This is a genomic window from Sphingobacterium sp. N143 (assembly GCF_030325625.1).
Taxonomy (GTDB): Bacteria; Bacteroidota; Bacteroidia; order Sphingobacteriales; family Sphingobacteriaceae; genus Sphingobacterium.
On record NZ_JACAIS010000002.1, the window covers coordinates 24,849 to 51,016 of the forward strand.

Sequence of the window (26,168 nt, forward strand, 5' to 3'; positions counted from 1 at the left end):
GATCTTTTATCTTAATTTAAAATTGAACACGATCCGTCCTGTTTGGGAATCAGGGGCATTTTGCAACTGATTCAGTCTTGCGCCACGCACGGCACGTTCACATTTTTCCAACAAACTGGGATCTGTAATCGTTGTCCCTTTTACACCCGCACGGGCATAGGTGATAATACCTTGCTTATTCACCCTGAATTCCACAGCAACCTTTCCAGCTTGCTGTCCATTGTCATCAATACTTGGTCGTGTTGTAAAGCTGCGGTTCTCAATCGACAACATCATGTTCCCATTTCCGGAGCCCCCTTCACCATAATTACTTGCTAAGGGATCCCCTAATTTGGAGCCTTGATTCCCCGGAGTGGTTCCAGTACCATCACCCGCACCTTTACCATTGTTTTTATTTCCTTTGAAAAGGGCTTTTGCATTCGCTTTTGGAGCCACTTCTTTCGTCTCCTTGGTGGTCTCAGCAGCTTTTGAAACCACTTTCTTTTCCGTCTTTGTAACAGCTGGAGCTTCCTCCATATCCTGTGTGACTACAGCCTTTTCTGCAACCTGCTGTGTCGGTGTTGGCGTCGGTGTTTCGACAGGATCAATACGATCCGGACGTTCATTATTTGCGTTTGGATCGATAGAGGGTTCCTCCACACTCATATAATCGTCCCCCATTCCCTCCGGAGAAGTACCATAGTTGACAATCATGCCCCCCATACCATATTCATCCGGCTCCTGTGCTTTAAAAACCACGAAGAATCCAATCAAGAGCAGTGATGCCATGACCAATGTAGATATCCCCAACGCTTTGGGGAAGTTATTTTCTTCATGTTGAAGATGGTATCTCATTGTATAAAACCTCCTATATTACTAGTTGAACAACAAATTTCCAGATAAAGTTATGCTCGTTATGCAGGCTCATCCTGTTGTAAAGGAATATAACTACCCTAAACCTATATAACTTTAAAATAATTCAATTGTTCTTAATTATCTTTTTTGGGTTCTGTAGCCAATACCACCTTAATCTTCAAACGGTTGGCTACATCCATCACTGAAATGACATTTTGAATAGGCACGGTACTGTCCACATAAAGCATAATGGTCAATTCTTCCCCACCAGCCATTTGTGATTGAATCGCAGCCTCCAATCCTTCCACTGGAACGGGGTTTTTATCGATAAAATACCCTAATTCCTTGGTGATTGACACGGTGATTGTTTTCTTTGCTACAGACTGCTCTCCAGCACTTGACTTTGGCAACAATAACTTGACCACTTGCGGATTCGCAACTGCCGAAGCCAACAGAAAGAACAACATCAGGAAAAACATGATGTCATTCAAAGCTGAGGTGTGCACTTCCGCAGATGGTTTATTTTTTCTACTTCGTAAGTTCATTATCTTCCAGGTTCATCCAATAAATCAATAAATTCTACTGCATCTGTTTCCATACGTAAAATCAATCGCTCAACCATCATATTTAAGATATGATAGCCCAAATAAGCCAAGATACCAACCGCTAGACCAGATGCCGACGATACCATCTTCACATATAGTCCTCCAGATACTGATGCAATATCGATACCACCAGCCAATTCTACATCATGGAAAATCTTGATTACCCCAAAGATAGTACCAACGAAACCAAGCATGGGTGCAATACCCGCAATGATACCTAGGATATTGATATTTTTCTCCAATTTGGCAACTTCCAATTTACCCACGTTTTCAATCGCACCTTCAATATCTTTGATCGGTCGTCCCACACGTAATAATCCTTTCTGCAGCATTCGTCCCAATGCCGAGTTGCTTGAACGACAGACAGCCAAGGCTGAATCCAGATTTCCAGAAAGCACATTCGCTTTCACCTGCGACATCAAGCTATTATCATATTTTGCTGCTTTGCGGATAGTCAGATAACGTTCAAAAAAGATGACCAATCCAATAAAGAACAACAATAATATGGGAACCATAATCCATCCCCCCTTGATCATCATATCGATCAAACTCATGTTTTCTGTATTTGCAGCAGCAGGTAACGGTTGTTGCGCAGCTTGATTAAAGGTATCCACAGCAGCTCTTGCTGTATCTTGCACTAATGACATAATTATTAATAGTTTTATATTGTTCTTAACTTTTACAATGCATCCACCCATGCATCTTTGATACTCTTTTCTATAGATTTCTGAGCAAGGGTAGCTTCCTCTTTTGTCATATAGGTATTCAATATCACTTTCTTTCTACTTCTTTTTGATTTCCCTTCCACAGCACGGGCAGTCTTGTAGCCCATCGACCGAAGCCGTTGTGCTTCCTGTTCAGCCTGTGCCATGGTCTTAGCCGATCCGATGACAACCTGATATTTTGGCTGTGCCACGGGTATGGATTCTTTGATCACGGGGTCTGCCTGCATAGTGGCAGGTTTTTCCGTTCCAGTCTTTACACCAGCTTGGGCAGGACCTGCAGCAGCTGCGGTTGGTGTCCCTTCGAGTTTTAGACTATCACCCGTAGATACATTGGATGAGCTATCAGCTCCAATCGGAGTTGTTTGCTGACTAACGCTATCTGCAGATGATTTTGCCACCGGCTGTGAACCGCCAAAAACTGAGTTCCTTAAACTTGGGTTTATATAGAACACAGCCGCCACTGCCATCACCACTACAATAGCCCCAGTAATCCAATACCACATCACATTTGAATGCTGGGGTTCATCCTCCTCTTCATAGCTATCCGGGGTATAGCTGGCGTTGGCCACAGCGATAGCACCTTGTTCGGATTTCGAAGAAATTGCTTCTTCGGTCACCGCATTTCCTTTTGATGCTGGTATGCTCTCGGGCTCTAAGACGGACTTTTCTTCGGCAAGATCCTCTTCCGGAACCTGAATTAATGGCTCCACTTCAGCAGCAGCCTCCGGTTCGTTTGTTAATGGTACCGCTTCAGCTTGCACCTCTTCCGGTTCTTCCGTAGTCCCAGCTTCATCAGTCAGCACACGGGCGCCAGTGTGTTCACGTTCCTCCTCCAGCGCCGGAATAACTGTTTCAATTTCGGGCCCCACCAGATTCGTCACTGGCTGAAAGTCGAATCCTGATAGATCAAGCGGTTTAAACACTAAACTTGATCCATAACTGATCAATAAGCCCAGATCGTCTAATTTCACTTGTCCAAACTGTCCGAGATCAGCCCGTAATCCATCAACAGCTTCTTCCAGAATATGCTGTGCCTGATCCAGTCCCAGATTTTCCTGCTGTTGAATATAATGAACGATATTGAAACCCTGCTGTGCAGAGTAATCTAGCTCCACATAAGAGATCGGCGGCAAAAACACATTATGCTGTTTATCAAATTGCGCCGGAGAGTGAATTCTTTTGAATACACCGATCCCGGGCACATATACTTCTGCATAGCGCCTCAATAAACTACTGATGTTTTTACCTAGATTCATACGCTTTGATTTAAAATGCAAATTTATAATCTTAATTCGTTAAAAAGAATAATTAAGACCACCAATTACATTGAAACCTAATCTTGGATAATACATATAACGTTCATATTCTTTTCCAAAGATATTATTTGCTTTGACAAAAATACCAAACTGCTTTTTGATTCGGTATTCAGCTCCGGCATTTAAATCTGCAAAGGATCCGATTGTAACTTTATGTCCACTGTCCGCTACACGGTTACCGTCTGCCGTATAGTCATAAACATAAGCGTAGGTATTTCCTTGTGTTGAAAGTTCAGCGTCGACAAAGAACTTATCCGAGATGTTGAAACGGGCATTGGCCTGCATACGGAATTTTGGTAATCCCCATGCTTCTTCCTCATCACTCAACTTATAGTCATCTATATAAACTTTTCCGCCCAAGTTAACCAACTGAGAAAGGCGTACATTGATCTCCCCTTCCAATCCCATATGCTTTGCTTTATTGATCTGGCCATCGTATACCACATCAAAAGCCCAAGGAATATATCCATCTTGACTACTTCCAAAAGCACTATTTTTAAATAGAGGTAAGCCCTCTATCTGCTTGTAGAAAACTTTCACCTTATAGCCAAATGTCGCACCTGCATTTCCTTTCAGACCTCCGTATACGTTCAGTTTCTCAATTGAATTGGCGATTTTGACATTAGGTGCCAAATATGGGTTTTCTTTTGCAAAGTTACGGAAAGAAGCCTGTCTCACATTACCATTGACACCTGCGAATAAAGAAACATATTCTGGTGCTAGTGAAAAGTCAGCTTCTACCGATGGAAAAACATTAAAACGCGACTCATCCCCAAATTCTGATGTCAAATTGGCCCCTAAGGTCACATTATAATTATCTCCCTTAAATCGGATGTACGGATTGATCAGGAACAAATTGTTCTTCACATTTGCCGTATCATTCTCATTTTTGACATCATTCATGCTCACACTTAAGTTGGCCCCCACGTTGAAAGCGCTCATCCGTTTGTTGAGGTATCCCGACAGGGCAATAGCGTTCTCCTTCGCTTTATAAGCATCCTTGAATAAATGACCGTCGACTTTTGCTGAGTAGCTTAGTGCCTGTTCATTCTTTGGATCAACATTACCCGAAAGCTCACCATTCAGATAAATATCTGTGAAAGTCTGTTTATCAGGGGTTGCATTCAATAATGTCGAACCCGTTTGGTCAAAAGTCTGTCCATAAAAATTTGTGCCATATCGATTGTAACCGATCGTACCTTTTAAAGTAACCGCATCCAATACTCGGCGTCCAAAAATGCCAATATCTTGTGTACTGAACTTTTGGCCTTCAATACTTCCTTTTTGGCTTAAATGTTTTGCAAATAGGCCAAAGCGTGTATTTTCAAATTGCTCAGAAGCCAAATAGGCTTCTCCCAGGATGGAGTTGTAATTCCCTATACCAAATTTGACATAATTGCTACTCTGTTCAAAAGGCTGTGCAAAAGGAATTTCTTCCACATTCAATTGTTTCAGACCGGTATTAATATCCAGCTTTTTGTCGATAATATTACCATATGATAATTTAGGTTGATATTCCCGTTTGTTGGTCATATCCGGACTACGTCGAATTTTTACCGCATCAGCCAGAATTGGCTTGTAATCACGAACAACATCAAAAGAATCAATGGTGACCGGTTTTTCAGGATCGTTCTTCTTTTCCGTTTCCTGTGCAAAAGAATTCAATCCCACGCCCATCAAAAGCGCTGCTAAAGTATATTTCTTCACATTTCTATTTTGCAACTTCTTCATTGTATCCTATTTCTTTTTGTTGTTCAAATTATTTAAACGTTCTTTTGCAGCAGGCAAAATATCATCTTCTGCTTCATAGTTATCGACAATTGACTCAAGGGTAGCCTTCGCCTGAAAAGTATCCCCCTTGCCTGCATAAGCATCCGCCATCGTGATAAAGCTCTTGGCAACCCAGTATTCATAGGAAGAGAAATTATCCGACAGATCCATTGCCGTTTTGATACAGGTATCGTATTGTTTATTTTCCAATTGGATGACAGCAACATTATATTTCGCTTCAGCTCCATAAACAGTGCGGCTTTTTAACGCAGCTAAACTGAACTCTTTCATTGCCTCTGTCTTTTTGTTCTGCTTCGCGTAACACTTACCAGCATATAAGAAAGCATTGGCGATCTCCTCTTCAGAAGATTTTTCATAGTTCTTAACGGCGTTAGTATAGTTTAATGCTTCTTTATAATCACCGATTTCATAGTAAGAAACCATCAGATTATTGATAGCAAAGCCATAGTTGGATTTATATTCAGAAGTCAATTCCAATTTCTTCAATAATTGTGTTGCTTCATTATATTTCTTTTGTTTCAAATACAGTGTTGAGACAGAAACCAAGGTCCGCTCGGTGTATGGCGAAGTCCAGTCATTCAGAATAATATTATAATCGTGCAGGGCATCTTCTGTATTTCCTAAAGCTGCATTACTTTCAGCACGTACAAAACGAGCATATTTCTCCTGATTTGGTTTAGGGAACTTATCAAAATAAGCATTTACGGCTTCCACGGCCCCTTGGTAGTTACCACGTGAGAACAATGTCGTTGCAGTGGAGAAAGTGCGTGAGTCTTGTTCAGATTTTGACAAATCGCCTAGATTTGTTCCCGTCGCATACTTGATATAGCCTGTTGCGTCACCTTTATCCAAGTAGATGTTTTCGATTGAACGCATAGCCTGTCTTGCTTCACCTGTAGCCGAGTATTGATCCACCACACGTTGGAATGTTGCCAAAGCAGCATCATTATTATCCTGATTATACTGAACCAATCCAATGGTGACCAAAGCACGTGGCACGTAGCTGCTTCGTGGGTATTTTTCCACCATGGTTTGAAGGCCTGAAATAGCCTGATCATTTTCCCCCATCAAGAAACGTGTATACGGGATTTCAAAAGCAATATCATCGGCATAATTAGAAGTTGGGAATTGGGCAATGACCGCATTCAATGTAGCAATCTTACCATTATTATCTCCTTGAAGCCCTTGAATAATCCCCCGTTGGAATAAAGCATAATCCTGGCTCGGTGCTTTAGACGATATTAGTTTGTTATATTCAGTCAAGGCTCTACCGTAGTTTTTAGAAGAAAAATAAGAATCGCCCAAACGTGCAATAGCATCATTGCGTGTATTGATTTCTAATCCTTTGGAGCCTCCGGTAGCTAAGAAACGCTCAAAATAGTTTGCCGAAGTGTTATAATTTCCATTTCGGAATGCAGCATAAGCCAGCGCATAGTTCGCGTAGCCATAAACATCTGTTTTGCTCGCACCCGGCAATCGTAGGAATTTATTGAAATTCGTTACCGCTTCTCCATACTTACGCACTTCATACATTGCCTCGGCTTTCCAATAAGTTGTCAGAGCATATATCTCCTCATCATAACGATGTTTTTCAGAACGCATGAACATGGAGATCGCATTTTCGAAAGCACGCTCATTGTAATATTCTAAGCCTCTGTAATAGGTCACTTTCTGATACGCCGCATTTGCTTCTTTTCCACGTTTAGAGATAGACTCCAAAATATCTACCGCTTCCCGATAGTTTTTGGTGCTCAGCAACACCTCTGCCAGCAACGTTTTAGCTTCTTCTAAGCGTTGTGATTTGGGATATGTTTTTAAATATTCTTGTGTAGAAGTCAATGCAACTTGATGAAACTCCAGCTCATACGAAAGCTTTGCATAGTTGAATAAGCCTTCCTCCTGCATCGCTGGATCAAAATCCAACTTGGATGCCCTGAAAAATGCATTACGGGCAGATTGCTTATTGCCTGTCTTCAAAAAGCTATCCCCTAAGGTTATCATGGCAGATTGATAATAAGCATCAGGCTCTGTCATTTTCTCCAGCTCGGCGATCGCCTTATCATAATCCTTCAATTTATAGGCAATATAACCAATCTGATAGCTGTCTTGATTATTCTGCGTCTTACCTTGGTCTTGCGCCTGGAATCTATCGTAATAATCCTTGGAAGTTTTCAGATCGCCCTTAATAAAGTAAGTCGCCGCAATAATACGCAGCATCTCAGTCTCATTTTCCTGTTTGGTACGGGATAAGATCGGCAAGGCATAATCCAATACATCATCATAACGTTTATCCAAGAAATACAAGGCAGTAATATAGTAAGGATAACTGTTTTCAAATTGTTTTGAACCGTTTAAGCGCTCGAATTCATTTAAAGCGGTTTTATATTCTGCATCTAAATAAGACAAATAGGCATAATAATAAATCGATGCTTCCTGAAATTCCGACTTCTGGTCTTTCAAACCCGCAAACAATGGTTTTGCCGTTTTATAATCCTTGGTCATGAAAGAAGCATAACCTAATTTAAAACGGTATTCCACATTTTCTTTACCAGCCAAATTTTTGCTGTCAATCTTGGTAAACCATTCAATTGCTTTGGTATAATCCTTTTTGGCGTAATAAGACTTACCGATCTGAAAATAAGCCGCTTTGGAATTTGCGCTGACAGGAAAATCTTTGATATATTTCAGAAAACGATTCTCCGCATCGGATTCGCCCAATTCTAAAGCACAGACAGCCTGATAATACCGTACATTTTCCTTCAATAGGGATAGCTCTTCTGTCTCATCCAATTGTAGATTGGACTTTGTCCGTAAGGACTCTACCCGATCAAATTGTGCCGATGCCGAACTGAATTTTCCACGCTCATACAACTCCATTCCAGTCTTGTATGCCTTGTTGATTTGTTGCCATTCTGTCTGCTGCGCTAATGCTGGCGTCGCCATAACAGTTAGTGCAACTCCCACCTGGTAAATCTTTTTATACATAATATGTGAAACCTTAATATGTTATTTGTCTGCAAAAATATAAATGGATATCGCTTTCAAACCAAGAAAATTTATTGAAATTCAATCCAACTCTCCCCATCTCAGGGAGATAGTTTTATTCATTTTACTAAATTATACTTTAATTGAGCTACTTTACACAAAAGTTATTAACATCTGTGAATAACCCAGTATTATAACGGAAATTTTGCACAAAAAATATGCCCGACAAAAAATAAAGTCAGGCATAATATTGTCGTTTTGAATAATTCCAATTAGCCACGTTGTCCAGCCAGAAGGTATAACACAGCCATGCGAACCGCAACGCCATTTTCAACCTGATCCAAAATGATGGAATGCTCACTATCGGCAACATCCGAGGTGATTTCAACCCCACGATTGATTGGCCCTGGGTGCATGATGGTAATGGGTTTTTCCAAAGAATCCAAAATCTCTTTATTCAGTCCGTAAAGCATTGAGTACTCACGCAGTGATGGGAAATAGGCAATGTCCTGACGTTCCAACTGGATCCGTAGCATGTTGGCCACATCACACCAATTCAATGCTTTTCTCAGATCGTGTTCTACTTTTACTCCCAAAGAGGTGATATGTTTTGGAATAAGCGTGGTGGGGCCACAGACCATCACTTCAGCCCCTTGTTTCTGCAGGCATAAAATATTGGAAAGGGCTACACGGGAGTGCGTGATATCTCCGATGATGGCAACTTTACGTCCCGCCACATCACCAAAACGTTCCCGAATAGAGAAGGAGTCCAATAAGGCTTGAGTAGGGTGTTCATGTGCTCCATCCCCAGCATTGACAATCTGTGCATCGACATGCTTGCTCAAAAACACCCCAGCGCCAGCGTATGGATGTCGCATGACGATCATATCGACTTTCATGGCCAGGATATTATTGACCGTATCGATCAACGTCTCCCCTTTACTGACGGAAGAAGAGGATGCCGCAAAGTTTACGATATCCGCAGAAAGCCTTTTTTCGGCAAGTTCAAAGGAAAGCCGAGTACGTGTTGAATTTTCAAAAAACACATTGGCAATGGTAATATCCCGCAAGGAAGGAACCTTTTTGATTGGCCTATTTAATACCTCTTTGAAATTACTCGCCGTATCCAGAATCAATTGAACATCTTGTTCATTCAGGTCTTTGATTCCCAGTAAATGGCGTGTACTTAATTGTTCTGCTACAGATGACATTTTATAGTATATTCAAGTATTTACTAATCATTTTCTATTTGAAGTGCCTGTTCTCAAAGGCCCGTTAGAACCTTCAGAATTTTTCACTTCATATCAATCATTACCCGAAGTTTTTTTCTCCGTGATCAAGGTAATGCTATCCTGATCCTCAGACTCTTTCCAGTTCACGATCACCTTCTGCGAATCGATGGAGTCAACCTGTATACCAATATAATCAGGCTGAATAGGAATCTGTCGCGAGAATCTGCGGTCGACCAGCACAAGCAATTCTATTCTTTTTGCCCGGCCAAATGCCTGCACAGCATCCATCGCGGCCCGAATGGTGCGGCCAGTCCATAAGACATCATCAATAAAAATAACCTCCTTGCCCTCTACAATAAAATTGATATTTGTACTATTAGCCAACAATGGCCCTGTATTACCTTTGGTACGGAAATCATCCCGGTAAAACGTAATATCCAAATCGCCGACCAAAATCTCCTTTCCGATCATTTGTTCCAGCTCCTTGACAATACGTTTAGCCAAAAAAGTTCCACGTGGTTGAATACCTATGACGACAGCATTTGAAAAATCACCATGATTCTCAATCAATTGACGACATAGTCTTTGAATGGTGATCTGAAATTTTGGTCCGTCTAATAAAATCGACTGTTTCATTATGGGAATGTTTGAGCAAAGCTACACTTTTTTTAACAAAAAATAAGGCTCGTCCCGCAATTAATTTCAATATATAAAGGTCATCTGCTCTTCAAGTCAATCCTCTTTTTTGTTTGCTCTGGCGATAAAATACACCGGTACACCCAGAAGCACCAATATAAAGCCTGGCCAGGTATACTGTGGCTTATAGATAATCAACAGTACACAAAAGACAGTCCCAATCAGCAGATAAATGAATGGCGTAACGGGGAATAAAAAAGTCTTATAAGAACGCTCCAGATTTGGTTTACGAATACGCTGAATAATTACCCCCAGCACAGTGATCATATAAAATATCACTATCACAAAAGATATCATATCCAGTAAATTACCATACTGTCCACTCAGACAAAGTAATGAAGCCCATATCCCTTGAAGCCATAACGATCGGGCGGGCACATCGTATTTGTTATTGGGAATGGCCTGTTTTAAGAAAAGACCGTCTTTAGCCATGGTCTGAAAAACCCGTGCTCCTGATAATGCAAGCCCGTTGACACAACCAAAAGTAGACACCATCACTAATACAGCCATGGCAATGGTACCTGTATGCCCCAGCATTTTTTCGGCGGCAGCAATAGCAACCCGGTCATTTGCGGCAAAAGCAATTTCATCCCGGCTCAGGGCCGACAAGTAGATATAGTTACAGCAAATATACAACAGCATCACCAGGCTGGTTCCGATAACCAATGCACGGACCACATTACGCTGCGGATTGACAATTTCACCGGATACAAACGTCACGTTCTCCCAGGCCACGCTGCTGAACACCGCCCCTACCATGGCTGCAGCCAAGCCCCCCATGAGCGGCCCACCTGAAATCGCTGTCCAGTCTTCTCCTTTTAAATGCTGAAATGCATCCCAACCGTAAGCCATGTTGGCTGAAAAATGATTTTCCCGAATCAAAAACAAACCTCCAACAATCAGTAAAACCAAGGCAATGATCTTTGTCGAGGTAAAAAAAGACTGTACAGACTTGCCACTTTTTATACCCCGTGTATTGATAAAAGTGAGGAGGATAATGATCCCGATTGCCAGGATCTGTATCCATGTAATCATAAACTCACCACGCTGGAACAGCGGAGCAGCATCATTCAGCTGCGGAATTAAATAGGCTGTAAACTTCCCAAAAGCAACAGCCACCGCAGCTATTGTTCCCGTCTGAATAACGGTAAACAGGCTCCATCCATAAAGAAAACCGATTGGCTTGCCAAATATTTCGGTAAGATAGGTGTATTGCCCACCTGCCTTTGGATACATCGACGACAGCTCTCCATAGCAGATTGCCGCAGCAACAGTGGCCACAGCAGTCAATATCCATACCATAACCACCCAATAACCTGAACCAAGCTGCCGCATCATATCACTGGACACGATAAAAATTCCACTTCCGATCATTGATCCCATGACCAGCATGACAGCATCCCATAATTTCAACTGACGTTTCATCATAATATAAGGTTGGTTTTATGTCGTTAAGCTAAGAAAAAATAATTAAAAAAAACTGTCTCCAGCTATCTGTTCAAAAGAAAATGTTTTTTGAACAGATAGCTGGAGACAGTTACTTGTACCAACAGGGCTGTCGAGCGATTACTCTACACCATACTGTTGTTTATATGACTTCTCTAGTTCCGTCACCTGCTGAAGCAATTGCTTTTCGGATGTGGAAGCTAAAATACTTTTATAAGCACCCAAAGCCCGTAACGCAGTTCCGATATTGGAATACTCTAATTCTGGCTTCGATTGGGCGATATCCTGATACCAGCGCATATTCTGCGTGATGAATTTCAGGTTACGGTTGACAATTTCATTGGCCCGTTTATTTTCGCCCGTTTCATACAGCACATTGATCACTGGAATATAGCCCAGCACATCCCGCATGAGATAAACACGTTTAGGCATTTTTTCATATGTTTCAACAGCCACCTTACGTGCCTCATCCTTACGTCCCTCCATTAATAATTGAGTAGCCGTACCGCCCATAACCGTATTAGTGATCATGGTGATCATCCGGTATGATTCAGGGTCCAGATATGAGGCATGGGCCATATTGCCCCATTGATATTTTGTCGTAATATCCTTATAGGCCGCCTGTGTGTCCACCAATGTTCCTTCTGCACCAGCAGGAGTCGCAATAGGCATTAAGCGTAAAGCAAAACCTTCTTGTACCAGATACTTATCCAGTCCAAGATAATTATCATTCGGAACAGTCGCCGCAAAATAGATTGGACGTTTCCAATTATTATTCAACAATACATTTAAGATCGATAGTTCCGTTCTTGAAACATAATTCCGATTGTAAGTCCAGGTCATGGTATCCACAATGGATTCTTGCCATGCTTTAGGGACAACATTATTTTTCAATACAGCTTCTTTATTGACCGGAAGGCTGAAATTTTTAGTCGGTAAAAAGTTTTCAAATTTACCTCCACGTAATTCCAATTTATTCTTTTGGTCATCAGACAATAGAATTTGCATAATCAAGTCCAGATCAATGTGTCCCGGTACTTTCATGTCTTGGTAATAAAGAACCTCACGCACCCCTTTTTTAAACTTCTCATCATCAATATTGATCGGTAATCCATCAGCCTGATTTACTTTTTGTTTCATCTGACGCATATACCAATCCGAGCTCAACAAACTCAAATTCACGACCCGAACATCTGGGCGATAATTCTCAACCTCCTGTACATACCACAACGGGTAGGTGTCATTATCACCATACGTAAATAGGATCGCATTTGGCGCACAAGAAGCCAAGTAATTTTTGGCCAGGTCACGGGCTGTAGTCTTCTCCGAGCGATCATGGTCATCCCAGTTTTGGAATCCCAATAATACCGGTGCCCCCAAAAGACAGGCAGCAGTAGCGACCCCGGCAGCCATCTTGCCATCCATTTTTCTACCTAAATAATCCGCAATGGCAAATGCCCCCAGACCGATCCATATCGCAAAGGCGTAGAATGAACCGGCATAAGCATAATCACGTTCACGTGGCTGGAGCGGACTTTGATTCAGGTATAAGACAATCGCTAATCCCGTAAAGAAAAATAACAGACCAACAATCCCTGCATCCCGTTGTCTTTTGCCAAAATGCCAGAAAGCACCGATCAAACCAATAATCAAAGGCAAGAAATAGTATTTATTGTTTGAAGGATCTGTTTTCAGTGAATCCGGAATTGCATTCTGCCCCCCCACATGCATCTGATCTACAGGTTTGGCCCCGGATATCCAGTTCCCCTCGGTAAAGGATCCTTGGCCTTGCTGATCATTCTGGCGGCCAGCAAAATTCCACAGAAAATAGCGCCCATACATATGCCCTATCTGATAACTGAAAAAGAATTTTACATTATCTCCAAAAGTTGGCGATTGCCCTTCTGGAATCTTCAGATAATCACGGTAATAGTCAATATGTCCCTGGTCACGCGAACTGTATACGCGTGGAAAGAACATCGTCTTATCGTATTTATAGTCCATGCCATTCTCCACTTTGGTATACTTATCCTTATCTTTTCGATAAGTATAGGTCGGTTCGGCATCGACAACCTGTGCATCAAAAGTTGGCCCATTTAATAGTGGTTCGCTCGCATATTGTTCACGTCCCAAGTAGCTCACAAAAGAAAATGCATTGTCCGGATCGCTATTATTCAACGTTGGACTTGCTTTGGCACGTACCATGATCATGGCAAAAGAACTATAGCCAAACACAATAAAAGCTGCACTGATCAAGACCAGGTTCAACATAGGTTTCACCTTTTTGATCGAATACCAAATACCATATACAAAAAGAGCGACGATCAAAATCAAGAAGACATTAAAGCCTACACCGAAGCCCATTCCTAAGCTGTTCACAAAGAACAGGTCAAAATATGCTGCGGCTTTGACCGTATATTGGATGATACCCCATAAAATCAGCGCCAGTACCACCACCCCAATCAAGAATGCTTTAAGTGCACCTGAAGATGTAACGGTTTTTGAGCGCTTAAAATAGATCACCAAAGCAATCGCTGGAATAACCAAAAGGTTCAGTAAATGCACCCCAATGGAAAGCCCCATGACATAGGCAATAAAGATCAGCCAGCGGTCTGAGCCGGTTTCATCCGCATGGTTCTCCCATTTCAGAATCCCCCAAAATACAATAGCCGTACATAAGGAAGACATGGCATACACTTCAGACTCCACCGCAGAGAACCAGAATGTATCTGTGAAAGCGTAGGCCAATGCACCGACCACACCAGAGCCAAATATCTTGATCAGGTCAGCTGATGTATAGGATTCATCAACACGCTTTACGATGATTTTCTTGGCCAGTGCAGTAATTGTCCAAAACAAAAACAAAATTGTCAGACCACTACACACAGCAGACCCCACATTCATCCAAAAAGCGATCCGCGTCACATCTCCACCGGCAAGATTAGAGAATATATTTTGAATCATTAAGAATAAAGGTGCTCCCGGCTGGTGCACAATTTGAAGTTTAAAGGCCGAGGCAATAAACTCGCCACAGTCCCACCAACTCGTCGATCGTTCGGCAGTCATGACATATGCTACTGTTGCTATGAGTGCACATATCCATCCTAAAAGATTATTGATTTTAGTATAGTTCATAAAATGATAACTGTAAAAAAGTATTATAATACGGCTCGAAAATAAGGATAACTTCATAAGAAATGAACTTAAATCTGATTTTTTAACACATCTTCATCGAAAAAAACAGCTGTATCCAATTCCATCAAGGATAAAGAATGCCTATGGATTGCATATCTTCTTCGAAGAAAATAAAAATTATTTCTTTGAAAATCAAGCTCAATGCACATTACAACACATTTTTATTTGCATAAATAAGAATTGTCCGTATATTTGCATCATCAAATGTGAACGACATCATTATGATAGCAGACACAGTTGAATTGTTTGTCCGATAGTATAAGGGTAGTACGACAGTTTTTGGTTCTGTTTGTCTTGGTTCGAATCCAGGTCGGACAACAAACAATAGAAAAGGCTTGCAGTTGCAGGCCTTTTTTGCGTTATATGCAAGGCTTATTTATTTATCGCAGATTTGGATTTTTTTAAATTTGAATTTTGATTTTTAAAACAAATCTCTATCTTTGCGTCGTCAAAAAGAAAAAGACGGAAACATCATTTTTTTAGAGACATTGTCCGATAGTATAAGGGTAGTACGACAGTTTTTGGTTCTGTTTGTCTTGGTTCGAATCCAGGTCGGACAACTTTTAAAGTTAAGAATATATGGATTGTGGAAACAATCCATTTTTTTTAATGTTTAACTTTAAAAAAATAGGGAATAAAAATATTGAATAAACGACAATACAATAACCCAACATAAATATACAAAACCATGCCTTTGCAATTCAACACGGTTAAACTATTTGCAGGTTCTGGCACTACAGAGCTGGCCGAAAAAATCGCACAATCTTACGGGAAACCACTAGGAGACAAAACATTATCGCGTTTTAGCGACGGTGAGATTCAACCATTCTACAATGAATCAGTTCGTGGAGCCGATGTATTTATCATCCAATCTACCAACCAACCTACCGACAATCTTTTTGAATTACTGTTGATGACCGATGCTGCAAAAAGAGCTTCAGCACACTACATCACAGCAGTTGTCCCTTACTTCGGTTTCGCCAGACAAGATCGGAAAGACAAACCAAGAGTTGCCATTGGCGCAAAAATGATTGCCAATCTTCTGACGGCAGCGGGAATTCACCGTATCATGACGATGGATTTACACGCCGCTCAGATCCAGGGGTTCTTCGATATTCCTGTTGATCACTTAGATGGTTCCATCATTTTTGTCCCTTATATCAAATCGTTAAAACTTCCCAACCTTACGATTGCTTCCCCAGATATGGGTGGATCTTATAGGGCCCGTACCTTTGCTAAATTCTTCAACGCTGAGGTCATCATCTGCGACAAACGCCGTAAACGTGCCAATGAGATCGAGTCCATGTCCATTATCGGCGATGTCACAGGCCAAGATGTTGTATTGATTGATGATATCTGCGACACGGCAGGCACACTGTCAAAGGCAGCCGCATTAATCATGGAGAATGGTGCAAAATCTGTCAGGGCAGTTTGTACACATGCTGTATTATCGGGTAAAGCATACGAAACCATTGAAAATTCGGTCTTATCAGAAATGATTGTTACAGATACGATCCAATTAGATCCAGAGAAAGCGAAACATTCCACCAAAATCAAAGTATTGTCCACGGCAGATTTGTTTGCAAAAGCAATCACCAGCGTCAATCAACATACATCTATCTCTGATTTATTTGACGTTGAATAATATTTAGTAGGAAGATATGAGTAGGAAGACTCTGGTATGGTAAGCCTGCAGCTGAAATATCAGAGTCTTTTTTATGCCTCATCCTATCCAGCAGATACGCAGGATCCTTTCTGTGCTCACTTATAGCTGTCATAAGCGGGGGTACTGTCGTCAAGAACCAAACCAGACAACTGCAAAAGAAGTTTTATTGGGAGTATTTCTAAAAACCTTTTATATTAGAGGCTTAAACATATTCATCATATGAAGTCTATATTCTCATTCGTCTTATTTTTATTTGCTATCGGTACGATTGTACATGCACAAGAAGGCACACCTCGCCCCAATGCTTTAGCTGTTCAATACGGATTAAGCACTGTTATTATCCCCAATGAATCTTTTGGCGTAGCTTCACTGGAGGGACATAGTCATTCCATCGGGCTGCTTTACTACCGGGACATCTCCTATGACCTTGGACTGGAAACAGGAATACGCTACAGTTTCGATGCCATGAATAAAAGTGGCATCAATGGTGGGGGCGAAAAATTCGATATAGACTACAAGGCTTCCTATATTCATGTTCCGATCTTGCTGCAGTATAATTTCCTAAAAGTCCTTTTTGCCCAACTGGGACCAACGGTCAGTGTCCAGGTACAGAATGAAAACGACATCAATAAATCCGGCGTCGGCCTTTGGGCATCATTCGGTGCCAAACTTGAGAAAGAAGGATATGTTCTTAAACTCAATCCTTACTACCATAGCCAGTCTATGATTGCATTTTCGTCCAATTCCTACCAATCCCAACAGAACTTAGGGGTCAATCTAAGTGTTGGACTTAAATTTTAAATGATTATCCGCTCAAAATCAGCAGGTATAAGCGATTAATAAATTTGATTAATCCAAAATTTAAATTATCTTTGCACCTCAAAATTATAAAAAATAAAAAAATGAAATCAATTGCTATTAGCGGTTCTGTAAGACAGAACGTAGGGAAAAGAGATGCAAAAGAGTTGCGCTACCAAGGTTTAGTACCTGCAGTGCTTTACGGTGGTAAAGAACAAACAGCACTTTCTGTATCCGCAGCTGATTTGAAACCAGTTCTTTACACTGCTGATGTTATCATCGTAGAATTAAACATTGACGGTCAAACAAAAAGAGCTATCATTCAAGATGCACAATTCCACCCATTAACTGACTTAGTTACTCACATTGACTTTTTAGAGTTATTCGATGACAAAGAAGTATCATTGAATATCCCTATCAAATTAACAGGAACTTCTCCAGGTGTTAAAATGGGGGGTAAATTAGTTCAAAAATTACGTAAACTACGCGTAAAAGCATTACCTGCTAACTTACCGCAAGAAATCGAAGTACCAATGGACTCTTTGGAAGTTGGTAAATCATACCGTGTAGGTCAAGTTCAATTGGAAAACGCAAAAGTATTGAACAATGCTGATGATACAATCGTATCAGTAATCATGTCCCGTGCGTTGCGTCAAGCAGAACAAGAGGCAGCGAAAGCAGCTAAAGGTGGTAAAAAATAATCTGAACAAGATTCTTAAGATACTACAGAAAGCACCGAAATTCGGTGCTTTTTTTATGTGGCAGATTTTCTTTTTATTTTTTTGTTTTTTCTAATTTTTAATTTCAACTTTTTACTTTTTATTTTGCAGCATGAATTATCTTATCGTTGGACTGGGCAACATTGGCAGTGAATATGCCGATACGCGACATAACATTGGTTTTATGGTGGCAGATGAACTCGTCAAGCAAGCGAATGCAAGCTTTTCGTTATTGAAACTGGCCTACTATAGCGAATTTAAGCAACGGGGACACAATGTCACTGTCATTAAACCGACGACTTACATGAACCTCAGCGGTAAAGCGGTCAATTATTATATGCAGCAGTGCAAAGTACCGATTCAGAACGTGCTGGTTATTGTGGATGATCTAGCCATTCCTTTTGGTTCTTTACGGATGAAACCGAAAGGAAGTAGTGCCGGCCACAATGGGCTCAAATCCATTGAACAGCTCTGTGGGGGACAGGTATACCCACGCTTACGATTTGGTATAGGTGATCATTATCCCAAGGGCAGACAGGTGGACTATGTCCTAGGCCCATTTGATAAAGAAGAGCAGGCTGAATTACCTGCTTTAATCGATCATGCGGTCAAAATGATCCAGAGCTTTGTCCATATCGGCATCGAACTGACCATGACCAATCTGAACACAAAATAAAAAGCGGGACTTAGTCCCGCTTTTTATTTTAAATTACTTCTTATCTGCCTTCAAAGCCTCAGACCGCTGCTTCTCGTTTTCGATCTCTCTTTTAATCGTATGCTTAATTTTACCGTCCAACGTTTCTGCAGGGTTTCCATCAACCTCAGCCCCTACTGCTTTCCTTGTCGTCACCAACATTACACCATTCTTCCCTGCTCCCCCATATAAGGCTGTAGCATTTTGGTTTTTCAGAATTTCCATCGACTCGATCGTTAAAGCATTCAAACCAGCAGTTTCTAAGGATCCATGATGAGCCTTACCATTGACAACCAATAAGGGCTGAGCATCAGCCTGTTTACCGGCAACACGTAACGAGCGGACTCCTTTATAAGGTGTACCTGTAGTTGCGATATTCTTTGAAAACAAATGCTCACCTACTGTATGAGCAGTGGTTAAATTGTCTTCATGACCAGTATTCATCAGTCTAATCCTCGGAACGCCTTTTTCCTGACGCTCTTTTTCCGTGAAAACAATTCCGGTCACATTTCCTTGAAGCGTTATTCCGTTCCTGTTATTCGAAACTCGAGATTGTTTTCCAATAGAAGAATTATCGGTCATACTATCCTGATGCTGTTTGAGTAACACCTTAATCACACCATTTTTTCCTTCTTCACCATATTTTTCCACTGCAGCAGCATCTTTCATGATCACAACTTCTTGAACATCTTCTGGCGTTAAATTTTTGATCGTGTTTCGATCTGCCTTTTTTTCATTAATAATAAATAAAGCATTGGATGGTATTCCCCTTATCTGCATCCCTATAGCTTTTCCTGTTGGGGAAGGCATTCTTGCATCATCTTTTTCAGCTGTATTTTTCGTTTTCACCTCTATGACACCACTTCGCCCGGCATCACCATACTTATTGATAGCACTAGAACCTTTTAATACAGAAATTGAGGCAATTGAATTTGGATCTAACTGTGTGTCATCAAATCCCTTTTCCTTCATCACACCATCGATAACGTAACGGGCTTTGCGCCGCTCTTCATCTAATCTTTTTTGTCCCTCGACCGTGCTTGTCAAAATCGCACCTTTAGAAACATCTATGGCAGCTTTCGTCTTATACTTGATCAGGTCATGGTCACTTGTGAACCAATATTTTGCAATATCTTTTTCAGGGAAAGCCAAAAACGCTGCTTTAGACACTTGTTCATTATCGATAAAATACTTCAGATCTTTTGAAAAATCAATTGCTGACCTTTTAACTTCCCTGAAATTACCCGATTTGGATTCCGTTATTTTAGAGGTATCCATCTTAATCGTACTCCCATCGAGTGTCTCTTTTAAAAGCTTATGCGCTTCGCCAATCACCTCCATAGGCAGCGAAGTATCAATCTGGGCATGCTTATCCAAATTGATAACAGTCGTTTCATTTGCTCTGTCGACCACCCCTTCAATACTTCCCTCTGCTTTACTTACCGTAAATGCGGCTCCCGACAATAATAATACGGGTAGCAAGAAGGCATACTTACCCAACGCTATCTTGGATGATCTTTTCTTGTTCATCATCATAATGCGACGTTTTAATAGTTTAAAATTAAATTGATTGCTCAGCCCAATTGATGTGCCCGTTTTGGACACATTCAATAGGCTGTATTGGTACGTCTGTTTGTCAATTCCTTTATTGAGTACCTGTTGATCAGTCAGAAACTCCAAATTTTGGCGAATGGCCCTGCGCATGAACCAGACGAAAGGGTTGTACCAACAACACACCAATATCATTTCAAACAATAAAATATCCATACTGTGAAGGCCTTTCACATGGATGTCCTCATGTTTAAAAATATCATTCAATTCAGCATCCAGATGCTGATTCTTGTTGACATAAATTTTATTCAAAAACGAAAACGGAACAATAGGAATGATCACATTCCGAAAAAAATAGGTCCTCCACTGGTCAGAAGTAGAATTCAGGTGAATCCTTAATAAACTCAACAATTGAAATATAAACCTAAGTAGCAATATAAGTGCACCCAAGATCAGTATCAGTTCCAGTAGCCCCCGCAAGGAGAGTTGATGCTGGGGAACCTGTTCATCCAAATAAAAAGAGAGCTGTTCGCCTACTATCCCCATAGCCGTTCCAGGCTGTCCAAATAATGACTTTAAGTCCAAAAATGGATAAATAAAAGCGAATAATCCTCCAGCCAGAAAATAGCCCCTATTTAATGCGTAGAAGGTCAAGCTTTTCAATAAGCCCACATAGCCCAGATAGATCATTCCTAACAAGAGATTGACCTGAAGCATATAAGTTAGTAGGTTTTCCATAGCATTAAGATTTATGGTGCTTGATCATATCCATGATTTCTTTCAGCTCAGCCTCGGTCAGCTTTTCCTCTTTCACAAAAAACGAGACCATCTCCTTATACGAATTCTTGAAATAATCCCCCACAAAAGAGTTCATGAATTTTGCCTTATAATCCGCTTCACTCACCATGGGCTCATAACGTTTTGCATTAGCATAACGAACCGCTTTGACAAAGGCTTTACGCTCCAGATTTTTCACCGTTGAGGCCAAGGTCGTATAGGGCATTTTCTCCCCCTTTATATGATCCAAAATCTCTTTGATAAACCCTCCATTGAGCGTCCATATAGACTGCATCGCCTGTTCCTCTTGTGCTGTTAACTTTTCCATGTCTTTATCTTACATTTACTAATCTTTCACTAATCTACGAATAATTCGTAAATATCAAAAAAAAATATTTTAGCCCATCATGACTTAACCTACTCTACATCATCTTTCTATTTAAAATCAACACATTATATTCGGTTATAGCTTGCTGAACACAGGATAACTTGCTTGGCTTTACCCTTCAAAAATTTGTTATCCCCTTTTTTTATTTTAACTTTCATCTGTTAATAGCATTTTTTTCATCCATCATTTGGATGAAAGGTTCTACTTAAAATTCGCTTACGCAATCAGCGTAGCAATGGAATTATACTAAGTAGCCTTCAATACAAATACAAAAAAATTAAATGGCCAAACGTATCAAAGCGATCAAATGTCCACATTGTGGCAGCATAAAAATCACTACTTTACGCCCTGACTATTACAAATGCGATAGTTGTGGCACGGAGTTTTTTCTTGACAGTGACGACATCAATATCAATCATAATTACAATTATCCCCGCAGCAATCAGGATCAAAAAAAAGCACTACGGACTGTTTTATTTTTCGGTCTGGGATTTTTAGCACTCTTTATCGGTATCAGGATAATCAGCTCCTTATTTTCGAAAAAGCCAGCACCTTCATATACTACCTATAATGCCTCCAACACCAAAGTCGAGCCTGAAGAAGTCGTCACATACGATTGGAACTCTGCCTCGAATGAGGTATTTCTTGATAAAGACAATACAGCCCATATTGTGTTGGTAGGCAAGGTCCGAAGTTCAACGTCCAAATATGGAGATGAAAAAGACAATAAAATCTATATTGGTCTTTTTAACCCCAAGACAGGCAAGAAGGAATGGGTAAAACCCCTCATGGAAACTGCTCCTGAAGTGTCGAGCAGCGATATTCAATTAAGGGTATTTGAAGATCAGAATCTTTATATCATTGTAAGGTCCAAATACGTCTATCAATTCGATAAAAATACACTTACTTTTAAAAGTGTATTGGAAGATTATGTAAAAAATACGCCGGCTCTCAGCTCTGGTATTGCCAAAATCGAATTTAAATATGAGAATTATGGCTCAGCTTACCAGATTGTCAATAATGAAGGACAGACTTTAGCCTACTATCCATTGATCAATGCGACCTTTGCAGACCGGCAGCTATACAAAGAGACAATAAAAACATTGCCGAATCCGACAACCAAAACAGCTTTTACCTTTTCAAATAGGTCCATGGATTTTCCGGATGAAAAAATTCAGTTGATCCAGTACAGCTATCACTACCAATACGGTTATCCAAAAGACGATCCCCGTTTCTCCTGGGATAGAGATTATGGTCGGTCGGGTATCTTCACTGAGCGTGACCCCTATAGAAAGGTCCTGATCAATCGTTCACAAATGGCCAGAGCAAGGATCATCACATTTAAGGACTTTACTCCTGGACGGCTGTATTTTCAGCCTGTAGTTTTGGCACAAAACGACAAAACATTGCTCATCGCTTACGAACCAACTCCGGCCGAAGATGACACGCAGCAACTGCAGCTCTTAGATCGTTCCACTGGTGCGATACAGAAAACAATCCCTACAGAGCTGAAGTCCATCAATAAAAAAGGTTATCTTTTAAAAGATGGCTTTCTCATCAAAAATTCAAGTGATTATTATTACTTTGATAATAATGGCAAACAAATCAACAAGTTCGAAGGGTACAACCCCAAATTCGACACATTAAATTAAACACTATGGGACTATTTAATATCTTTAACAACCAGCTATCCCAGGTCATTGAGTGGAAAAACCAAGACCCGCGTGTATTGTGGTATAAGTTTCCTTCCGAAAGAAACGAGATCAAAAATTCCAGCAAACTTATTCTGGCTCCGGGACAAGGCTGTATTTTGGTGTATGAGGGAAAAGGTGAAAATCTCCTTACTGAAGCAGGCACCTACAACCTAAAAACAGACAATCACCCTTTCTTTACAACCTTGGCCAGGTTAAGACAGAATTTCGAGTCCGAACATAAATTATATATTTATTTTTTCCGCACGGCAGCTGTTGTCAACCAATCCTGGGGAACAGGGAATCCAATCAAGTACGTTGATCCACAATACAATCTTCCTGTAGAAATTGGCCTGAATGGCACATTTTCTTACCTCATTAAAGAACCAGTACATTTCTATCGAAATATTGTCGCCAATCAGGAGACAGTCCATACAGTGGCCATTCAGGATATTCTCAACAACCGGATTCCGCAACAGATCATTGCCCAGATTGCCCAGAAAAAACTAGGTTATAATGAAATCGACAGCCAACTGCCCCTGTTGTCCGAAGATATTAAAGCTGCCATTGGGCAAGATTTTAATGATCTTGGACTGGACATCAGCGATTTTAAGATCCTGGGTACTCAATTTGACGCAAACACACAACGGCGGATTGGGGAGATCGCAGACCTGAGCACACAGACACAAGCCGCACAGCAGGCTGGTCTGAGTTATGTCGAACTGGAGAAATTACGGGCGCTCCGGGATGCCGCCAAAAATGAGGGCGGACTGGCAGGAGTTGGTGCCCAGTTGGGGGTCGGAATGGAATTGGGCAAGCAATTCGACCTCGAAAAAGAAGATCTCAAAAACAATATCCAACAAGAAGGAGATTTCGTCGAAAAACTTCAGAAACTACAATTACTACTACGGGAGCATATCATCACACAGGAGGAATTCGACACACTCAAAAAACAGATCCTCAACAAAATATAAAAGATCATGAAATATCCATGCTTAAAAAACACACATACCGTTAAGCATAAAAATTGGATATTCCATATGGCGTATAAAAGATAAATTAGCTACATATGAAATACATCGTTGGTATACTATTCACGTTGGTTGTCCTCTTTATCGCAACCTATTTTCTTTTGGGACTTTGGGGAATCAATTTGCTGGAAGCAGGGCATTTCAGTAAAATCCTATGGACAACAGCAATACTGATCCTTACCGCCATTATTTTGGTGTGCTTTATCATTTTACCTTTTTTTGGCTCCGGCAGACAGGGGAAATACGAGGATACGGGAAAGGTCGCCCAGCGGAAAATAGAATGATCTTTCACAAAAGGAGCATAATAAGTTAATGTTAAATTTGAATAAAATATTTGCTTATTTGAGTAAATATTTAGTCAATATTATCCAAAATGACGCAATGATGTCATTTAAATTCCAAAAGAACTTTCAAAATTAAACAGCAAATAGTTAAATTTGTGAGATTAGCATAACAAATCAGATATAAGATAATATATAAACATGTCAGATAAAGCATCTATAAATTTAGACGGCACTTCTTATGACCTTCCGGTCATTGTCGGTACTGAAAATGAAAAAGCAGTTGATATTTCCAAATTAAGAGATCTAAGCGGATTCATCACGCTAGACCCAGGCTACAAAAACACGGGTGCAACAAAAAGTGCAATTACCTTCCTTGACGGTGAGCGTGGTATTTTGAGATATAGAGGATATCCTATTGAACAATTGGCAGAAAAATCGACTTTTCTTGAAGTTGCTTATTTGTTGATCTATGGTGAGCTTCCGAAAAAAGAAGTATTGGAGAAATTCAGATCTGACATCAAAAAACAAATGATGATCCACGAAGACATGAAAAATTTCTTCGCAGGATTTCCTTCTAAATCCCATCCAATGGGACAGCTTTCTTGTTTAGTAGGTGCATTATCCGCATTTTATCCTGAATCTTTAAATCCAAACCTCACAGACGAAGAAGAAGACCAAACGATCATTAACCTGCTGGCAAAAATGCCTACGATTGTTTCCTGGATCCAAAAGAAATCTTTGGGCCATCCGGTTGTTTACCCTAAAAACAATTTAGGCTATATTGACAATTTCCTCAATATGCTGTTTGGGGAGGTTAATGATGAGAAAACATTCGATCCTGTCGTTATCGATGCGATGCATAAATTGCTCATTTTGCATGCTGACCACGAGCAAAACTGTTCGACATCCACTGTGCGTATTGTAGGATCTTCCAATGCCAATCTATATGCATCTGTTGCTTCAGGCATCAATGCACTATGGGGACCATTGCATGGCGGTGCCAACCAAGCTGTTATCGAAATGCTGGAAGCGATCAAAAACGATGGTGGCGACGCTGAAAAATACCTTGCCAAAGCAAAAGATAAGAATGATCCATTCCGCTTAATGGGATTTGGTCACCGGGTATATAAAAACTTCGATCCACGTGCCAAAATCATCAAGAAAGCCTGCGATGATATCTTAGAAAAATTAGGCGTTCAGGATCCTGTATTGGACATTGCCAAAAAGCTAGAAGCTGCTGCATTGAATGACCAATATTTCATCGACAGAAAGCTTTATCCAAACGTGGATTTCTATTCCGGTATCATTTACCGTGCCCTAGGTTTCAAAGCCGATATGTTTACCGTATTATTCGCTTTGGGCCGTCTTCCAGGATGGATCGCACAATGGAAAGAAATGCGTGAAAACAAAGAACCTATCGGTCGTCCAAGACAGGTATATGTAGGTCATACAGAACGTGATTACGTCGAATTTTCAAACCGTTAATTTCGACATTGAGCATCATAAAAAAAGCATCCCTTAGGATGCTTTTTTTATGGAGATCATATCCCATTTTCATTTAAAGCATGCTGCCTTTTAAAGGTATTAGAGCATAAAGAATCTGCACTCCCTGTGACAACACCGGAAGCCGAAGGCCTATATAACCAAAATCTCAATACCTATGACTAACCACTCATATCTGGCAAATATGGCTAATATGTCACGATAATCTACTTGTTTAGTATATTTTAATTTTTCCTTATCT

General features: G+C 40.6%; 20 protein-coding genes. 8 read left to right on the forward strand and 12 right to left on the reverse strand.

Annotated elements, in window-relative coordinates:
* Window positions 1-6: 6 nt before the first annotated feature.
* The 10 genes from HX021_RS03945 to HX021_RS03990 all read right to left on the reverse strand — a co-directional run bounded on the left by HX021_RS03945 (window position 7) and on the right by HX021_RS03990 (window position 14,765).
* Window positions 7-834 carry an energy transducer TonB gene (locus HX021_RS03945; RefSeq protein ID WP_286588555.1) on the reverse strand — a complete coding sequence of 276 codons (828 nt, stop codon included), beginning with the start codon at window positions 832-834 and terminating at the stop codon, window positions 7-9.
* 134 nt (window positions 835-968) lie between these two features.
* Window positions 969-1,379 carry an ExbD/TolR family protein gene (locus HX021_RS03950; protein WP_286588556.1) on the reverse strand — a complete coding sequence of 137 codons (411 nt, stop codon included), beginning with the start codon at window positions 1,377-1,379 and terminating at the stop codon, window positions 969-971.
* On the reverse strand, window positions 1,379-2,086 hold the full coding sequence (locus HX021_RS03955; RefSeq protein ID WP_286588558.1) for a MotA/TolQ/ExbB proton channel family protein: 708 nt from the start codon (window positions 2,084-2,086) through the stop codon (window positions 1,379-1,381). Before HX021_RS03955 ends, HX021_RS03950 begins: the two co-directional genes overlap by 1 nt.
* A gap of 32 nt (window positions 2,087-2,118) precedes the next feature.
* Complete coding sequence (locus tag HX021_RS03960) at window positions 2,119-3,420, reverse strand: SPOR domain-containing protein (protein ID WP_286588560.1); 1,302 nt, start codon at window positions 3,418-3,420, stop codon at window positions 2,119-2,121.
* 39 nt (window positions 3,421-3,459) lie between these two features.
* Window positions 3,460-5,211, reverse strand: coding sequence for a TonB-dependent receptor (locus tag HX021_RS03965; protein WP_286588561.1), 1,752 nt, complete (start codon window positions 5,209-5,211; stop codon window positions 3,460-3,462).
* A 6-nt stretch (window positions 5,212-5,217) separates the two neighbouring features.
* Window positions 5,218-8,256 carry a tetratricopeptide repeat protein gene (locus HX021_RS03970; protein ID WP_286588562.1) on the reverse strand — a complete coding sequence of 1,013 codons (3,039 nt, stop codon included), beginning with the start codon at window positions 8,254-8,256 and terminating at the stop codon, window positions 5,218-5,220.
* Window positions 8,257-8,528: 272 nt separating this feature from the next.
* On the reverse strand, window positions 8,529-9,467 hold the full coding sequence (locus HX021_RS03975) for an aspartate carbamoyltransferase catalytic subunit (protein WP_286588564.1): 939 nt from the start codon (window positions 9,465-9,467) through the stop codon (window positions 8,529-8,531).
* Between the two features lie 93 nt (window positions 9,468-9,560).
* A complete protein-coding gene (gene pyrR, locus HX021_RS03980) occupies window positions 9,561-10,124 on the reverse strand; it encodes a bifunctional pyr operon transcriptional regulator/uracil phosphoribosyltransferase PyrR (protein WP_286588565.1) in 564 nt (187 codons plus the stop codon).
* A 96-nt stretch (window positions 10,125-10,220) separates the two neighbouring features.
* Window positions 10,221-11,612: an APC family permease gene (locus HX021_RS03985; RefSeq protein WP_286588566.1), complete on the reverse strand. Its 1,392-nt coding sequence runs from the start codon at window positions 11,610-11,612 to the stop codon at window positions 10,221-10,223.
* A gap of 138 nt (window positions 11,613-11,750) precedes the next feature.
* Window positions 11,751-14,765 carry a protein O-mannosyl-transferase family gene (locus HX021_RS03990; RefSeq protein ID WP_286588568.1) on the reverse strand — a complete coding sequence of 1,005 codons (3,015 nt, stop codon included), beginning with the start codon at window positions 14,763-14,765 and terminating at the stop codon, window positions 11,751-11,753.
* 748 nt (window positions 14,766-15,513) lie between these two features.
* On the opposite strand from HX021_RS03990, the gene HX021_RS03995 reads away from it, so the two are divergent.
* The 4 genes from HX021_RS03995 (at window position 15,514) to pth (ending at window position 18,684) form a co-directional block, all read left to right on the forward strand.
* Window positions 15,514-16,470, forward strand: coding sequence for a ribose-phosphate pyrophosphokinase (locus HX021_RS03995; RefSeq protein ID WP_286588570.1), 957 nt, complete (start codon window positions 15,514-15,516; stop codon window positions 16,468-16,470).
* Window positions 16,471-16,710: 240 nt separating this feature from the next.
* On the forward strand, window positions 16,711-17,292 hold the full coding sequence (locus tag HX021_RS04000; protein WP_286588572.1) for an outer membrane beta-barrel protein: 582 nt from the start codon (window positions 16,711-16,713) through the stop codon (window positions 17,290-17,292).
* A 101-nt stretch (window positions 17,293-17,393) separates the two neighbouring features.
* Window positions 17,394-17,990 (forward strand): 50S ribosomal protein L25/general stress protein Ctc, encoded by a 597-nt coding sequence (locus HX021_RS04005; protein WP_286588574.1) that lies wholly within the window; start codon window positions 17,394-17,396, stop codon window positions 17,988-17,990.
* 130 nt (window positions 17,991-18,120) lie between these two features.
* Window positions 18,121-18,684 (forward strand): aminoacyl-tRNA hydrolase, encoded by a 564-nt coding sequence (pth, locus tag HX021_RS04010; RefSeq protein WP_286588576.1) that lies wholly within the window; start codon window positions 18,121-18,123, stop codon window positions 18,682-18,684.
* 33 nt (window positions 18,685-18,717) lie between these two features.
* Here pth and HX021_RS04015 read toward each other — a convergent pair whose 3' ends face one another.
* Together HX021_RS04015 and HX021_RS04020 are read right to left on the reverse strand one after the other, a co-directional pair.
* Window positions 18,718-20,991, reverse strand: coding sequence for a M56 family metallopeptidase (locus HX021_RS04015; RefSeq protein WP_286588578.1), 2,274 nt, complete (start codon window positions 20,989-20,991; stop codon window positions 18,718-18,720).
* Between the two features lie 4 nt (window positions 20,992-20,995).
* Window positions 20,996-21,358 (reverse strand): BlaI/MecI/CopY family transcriptional regulator, encoded by a 363-nt coding sequence (locus HX021_RS04020; protein WP_286588580.1) that lies wholly within the window; start codon window positions 21,356-21,358, stop codon window positions 20,996-20,998.
* 341 nt (window positions 21,359-21,699) lie between these two features.
* Here HX021_RS04020 and HX021_RS04025 point away from each other — a divergent pair, with 341 nt between their 5' ends.
* The 4 genes from HX021_RS04025 to HX021_RS04040 all read left to right on the forward strand — a co-directional run bounded on the left by HX021_RS04025 (window position 21,700) and on the right by HX021_RS04040 (window position 25,909).
* On the forward strand, window positions 21,700-23,070 hold the full coding sequence (locus HX021_RS04025) for a hypothetical protein (protein ID WP_286588581.1): 1,371 nt from the start codon (window positions 21,700-21,702) through the stop codon (window positions 23,068-23,070).
* Window positions 23,071-23,075: 5 nt separating this feature from the next.
* Window positions 23,076-24,083, forward strand: coding sequence for an SPFH domain-containing protein (locus tag HX021_RS04030; protein ID WP_286588583.1), 1,008 nt, complete (start codon window positions 23,076-23,078; stop codon window positions 24,081-24,083).
* 95 nt (window positions 24,084-24,178) lie between these two features.
* The gene (locus tag HX021_RS04035) at window positions 24,179-24,424 is read left to right on the forward strand and encodes a hypothetical protein (protein WP_286588584.1); all 246 of its coding nucleotides are present in this window, start codon (window positions 24,179-24,181) and stop codon (window positions 24,422-24,424) included.
* A 198-nt stretch (window positions 24,425-24,622) separates the two neighbouring features.
* Window positions 24,623-25,909: a citrate synthase gene (locus HX021_RS04040; protein ID WP_286588585.1), complete on the forward strand. Its 1,287-nt coding sequence runs from the start codon at window positions 24,623-24,625 to the stop codon at window positions 25,907-25,909.
* The last annotated feature ends 259 nt before the right edge of the window (window positions 25,910-26,168 follow it).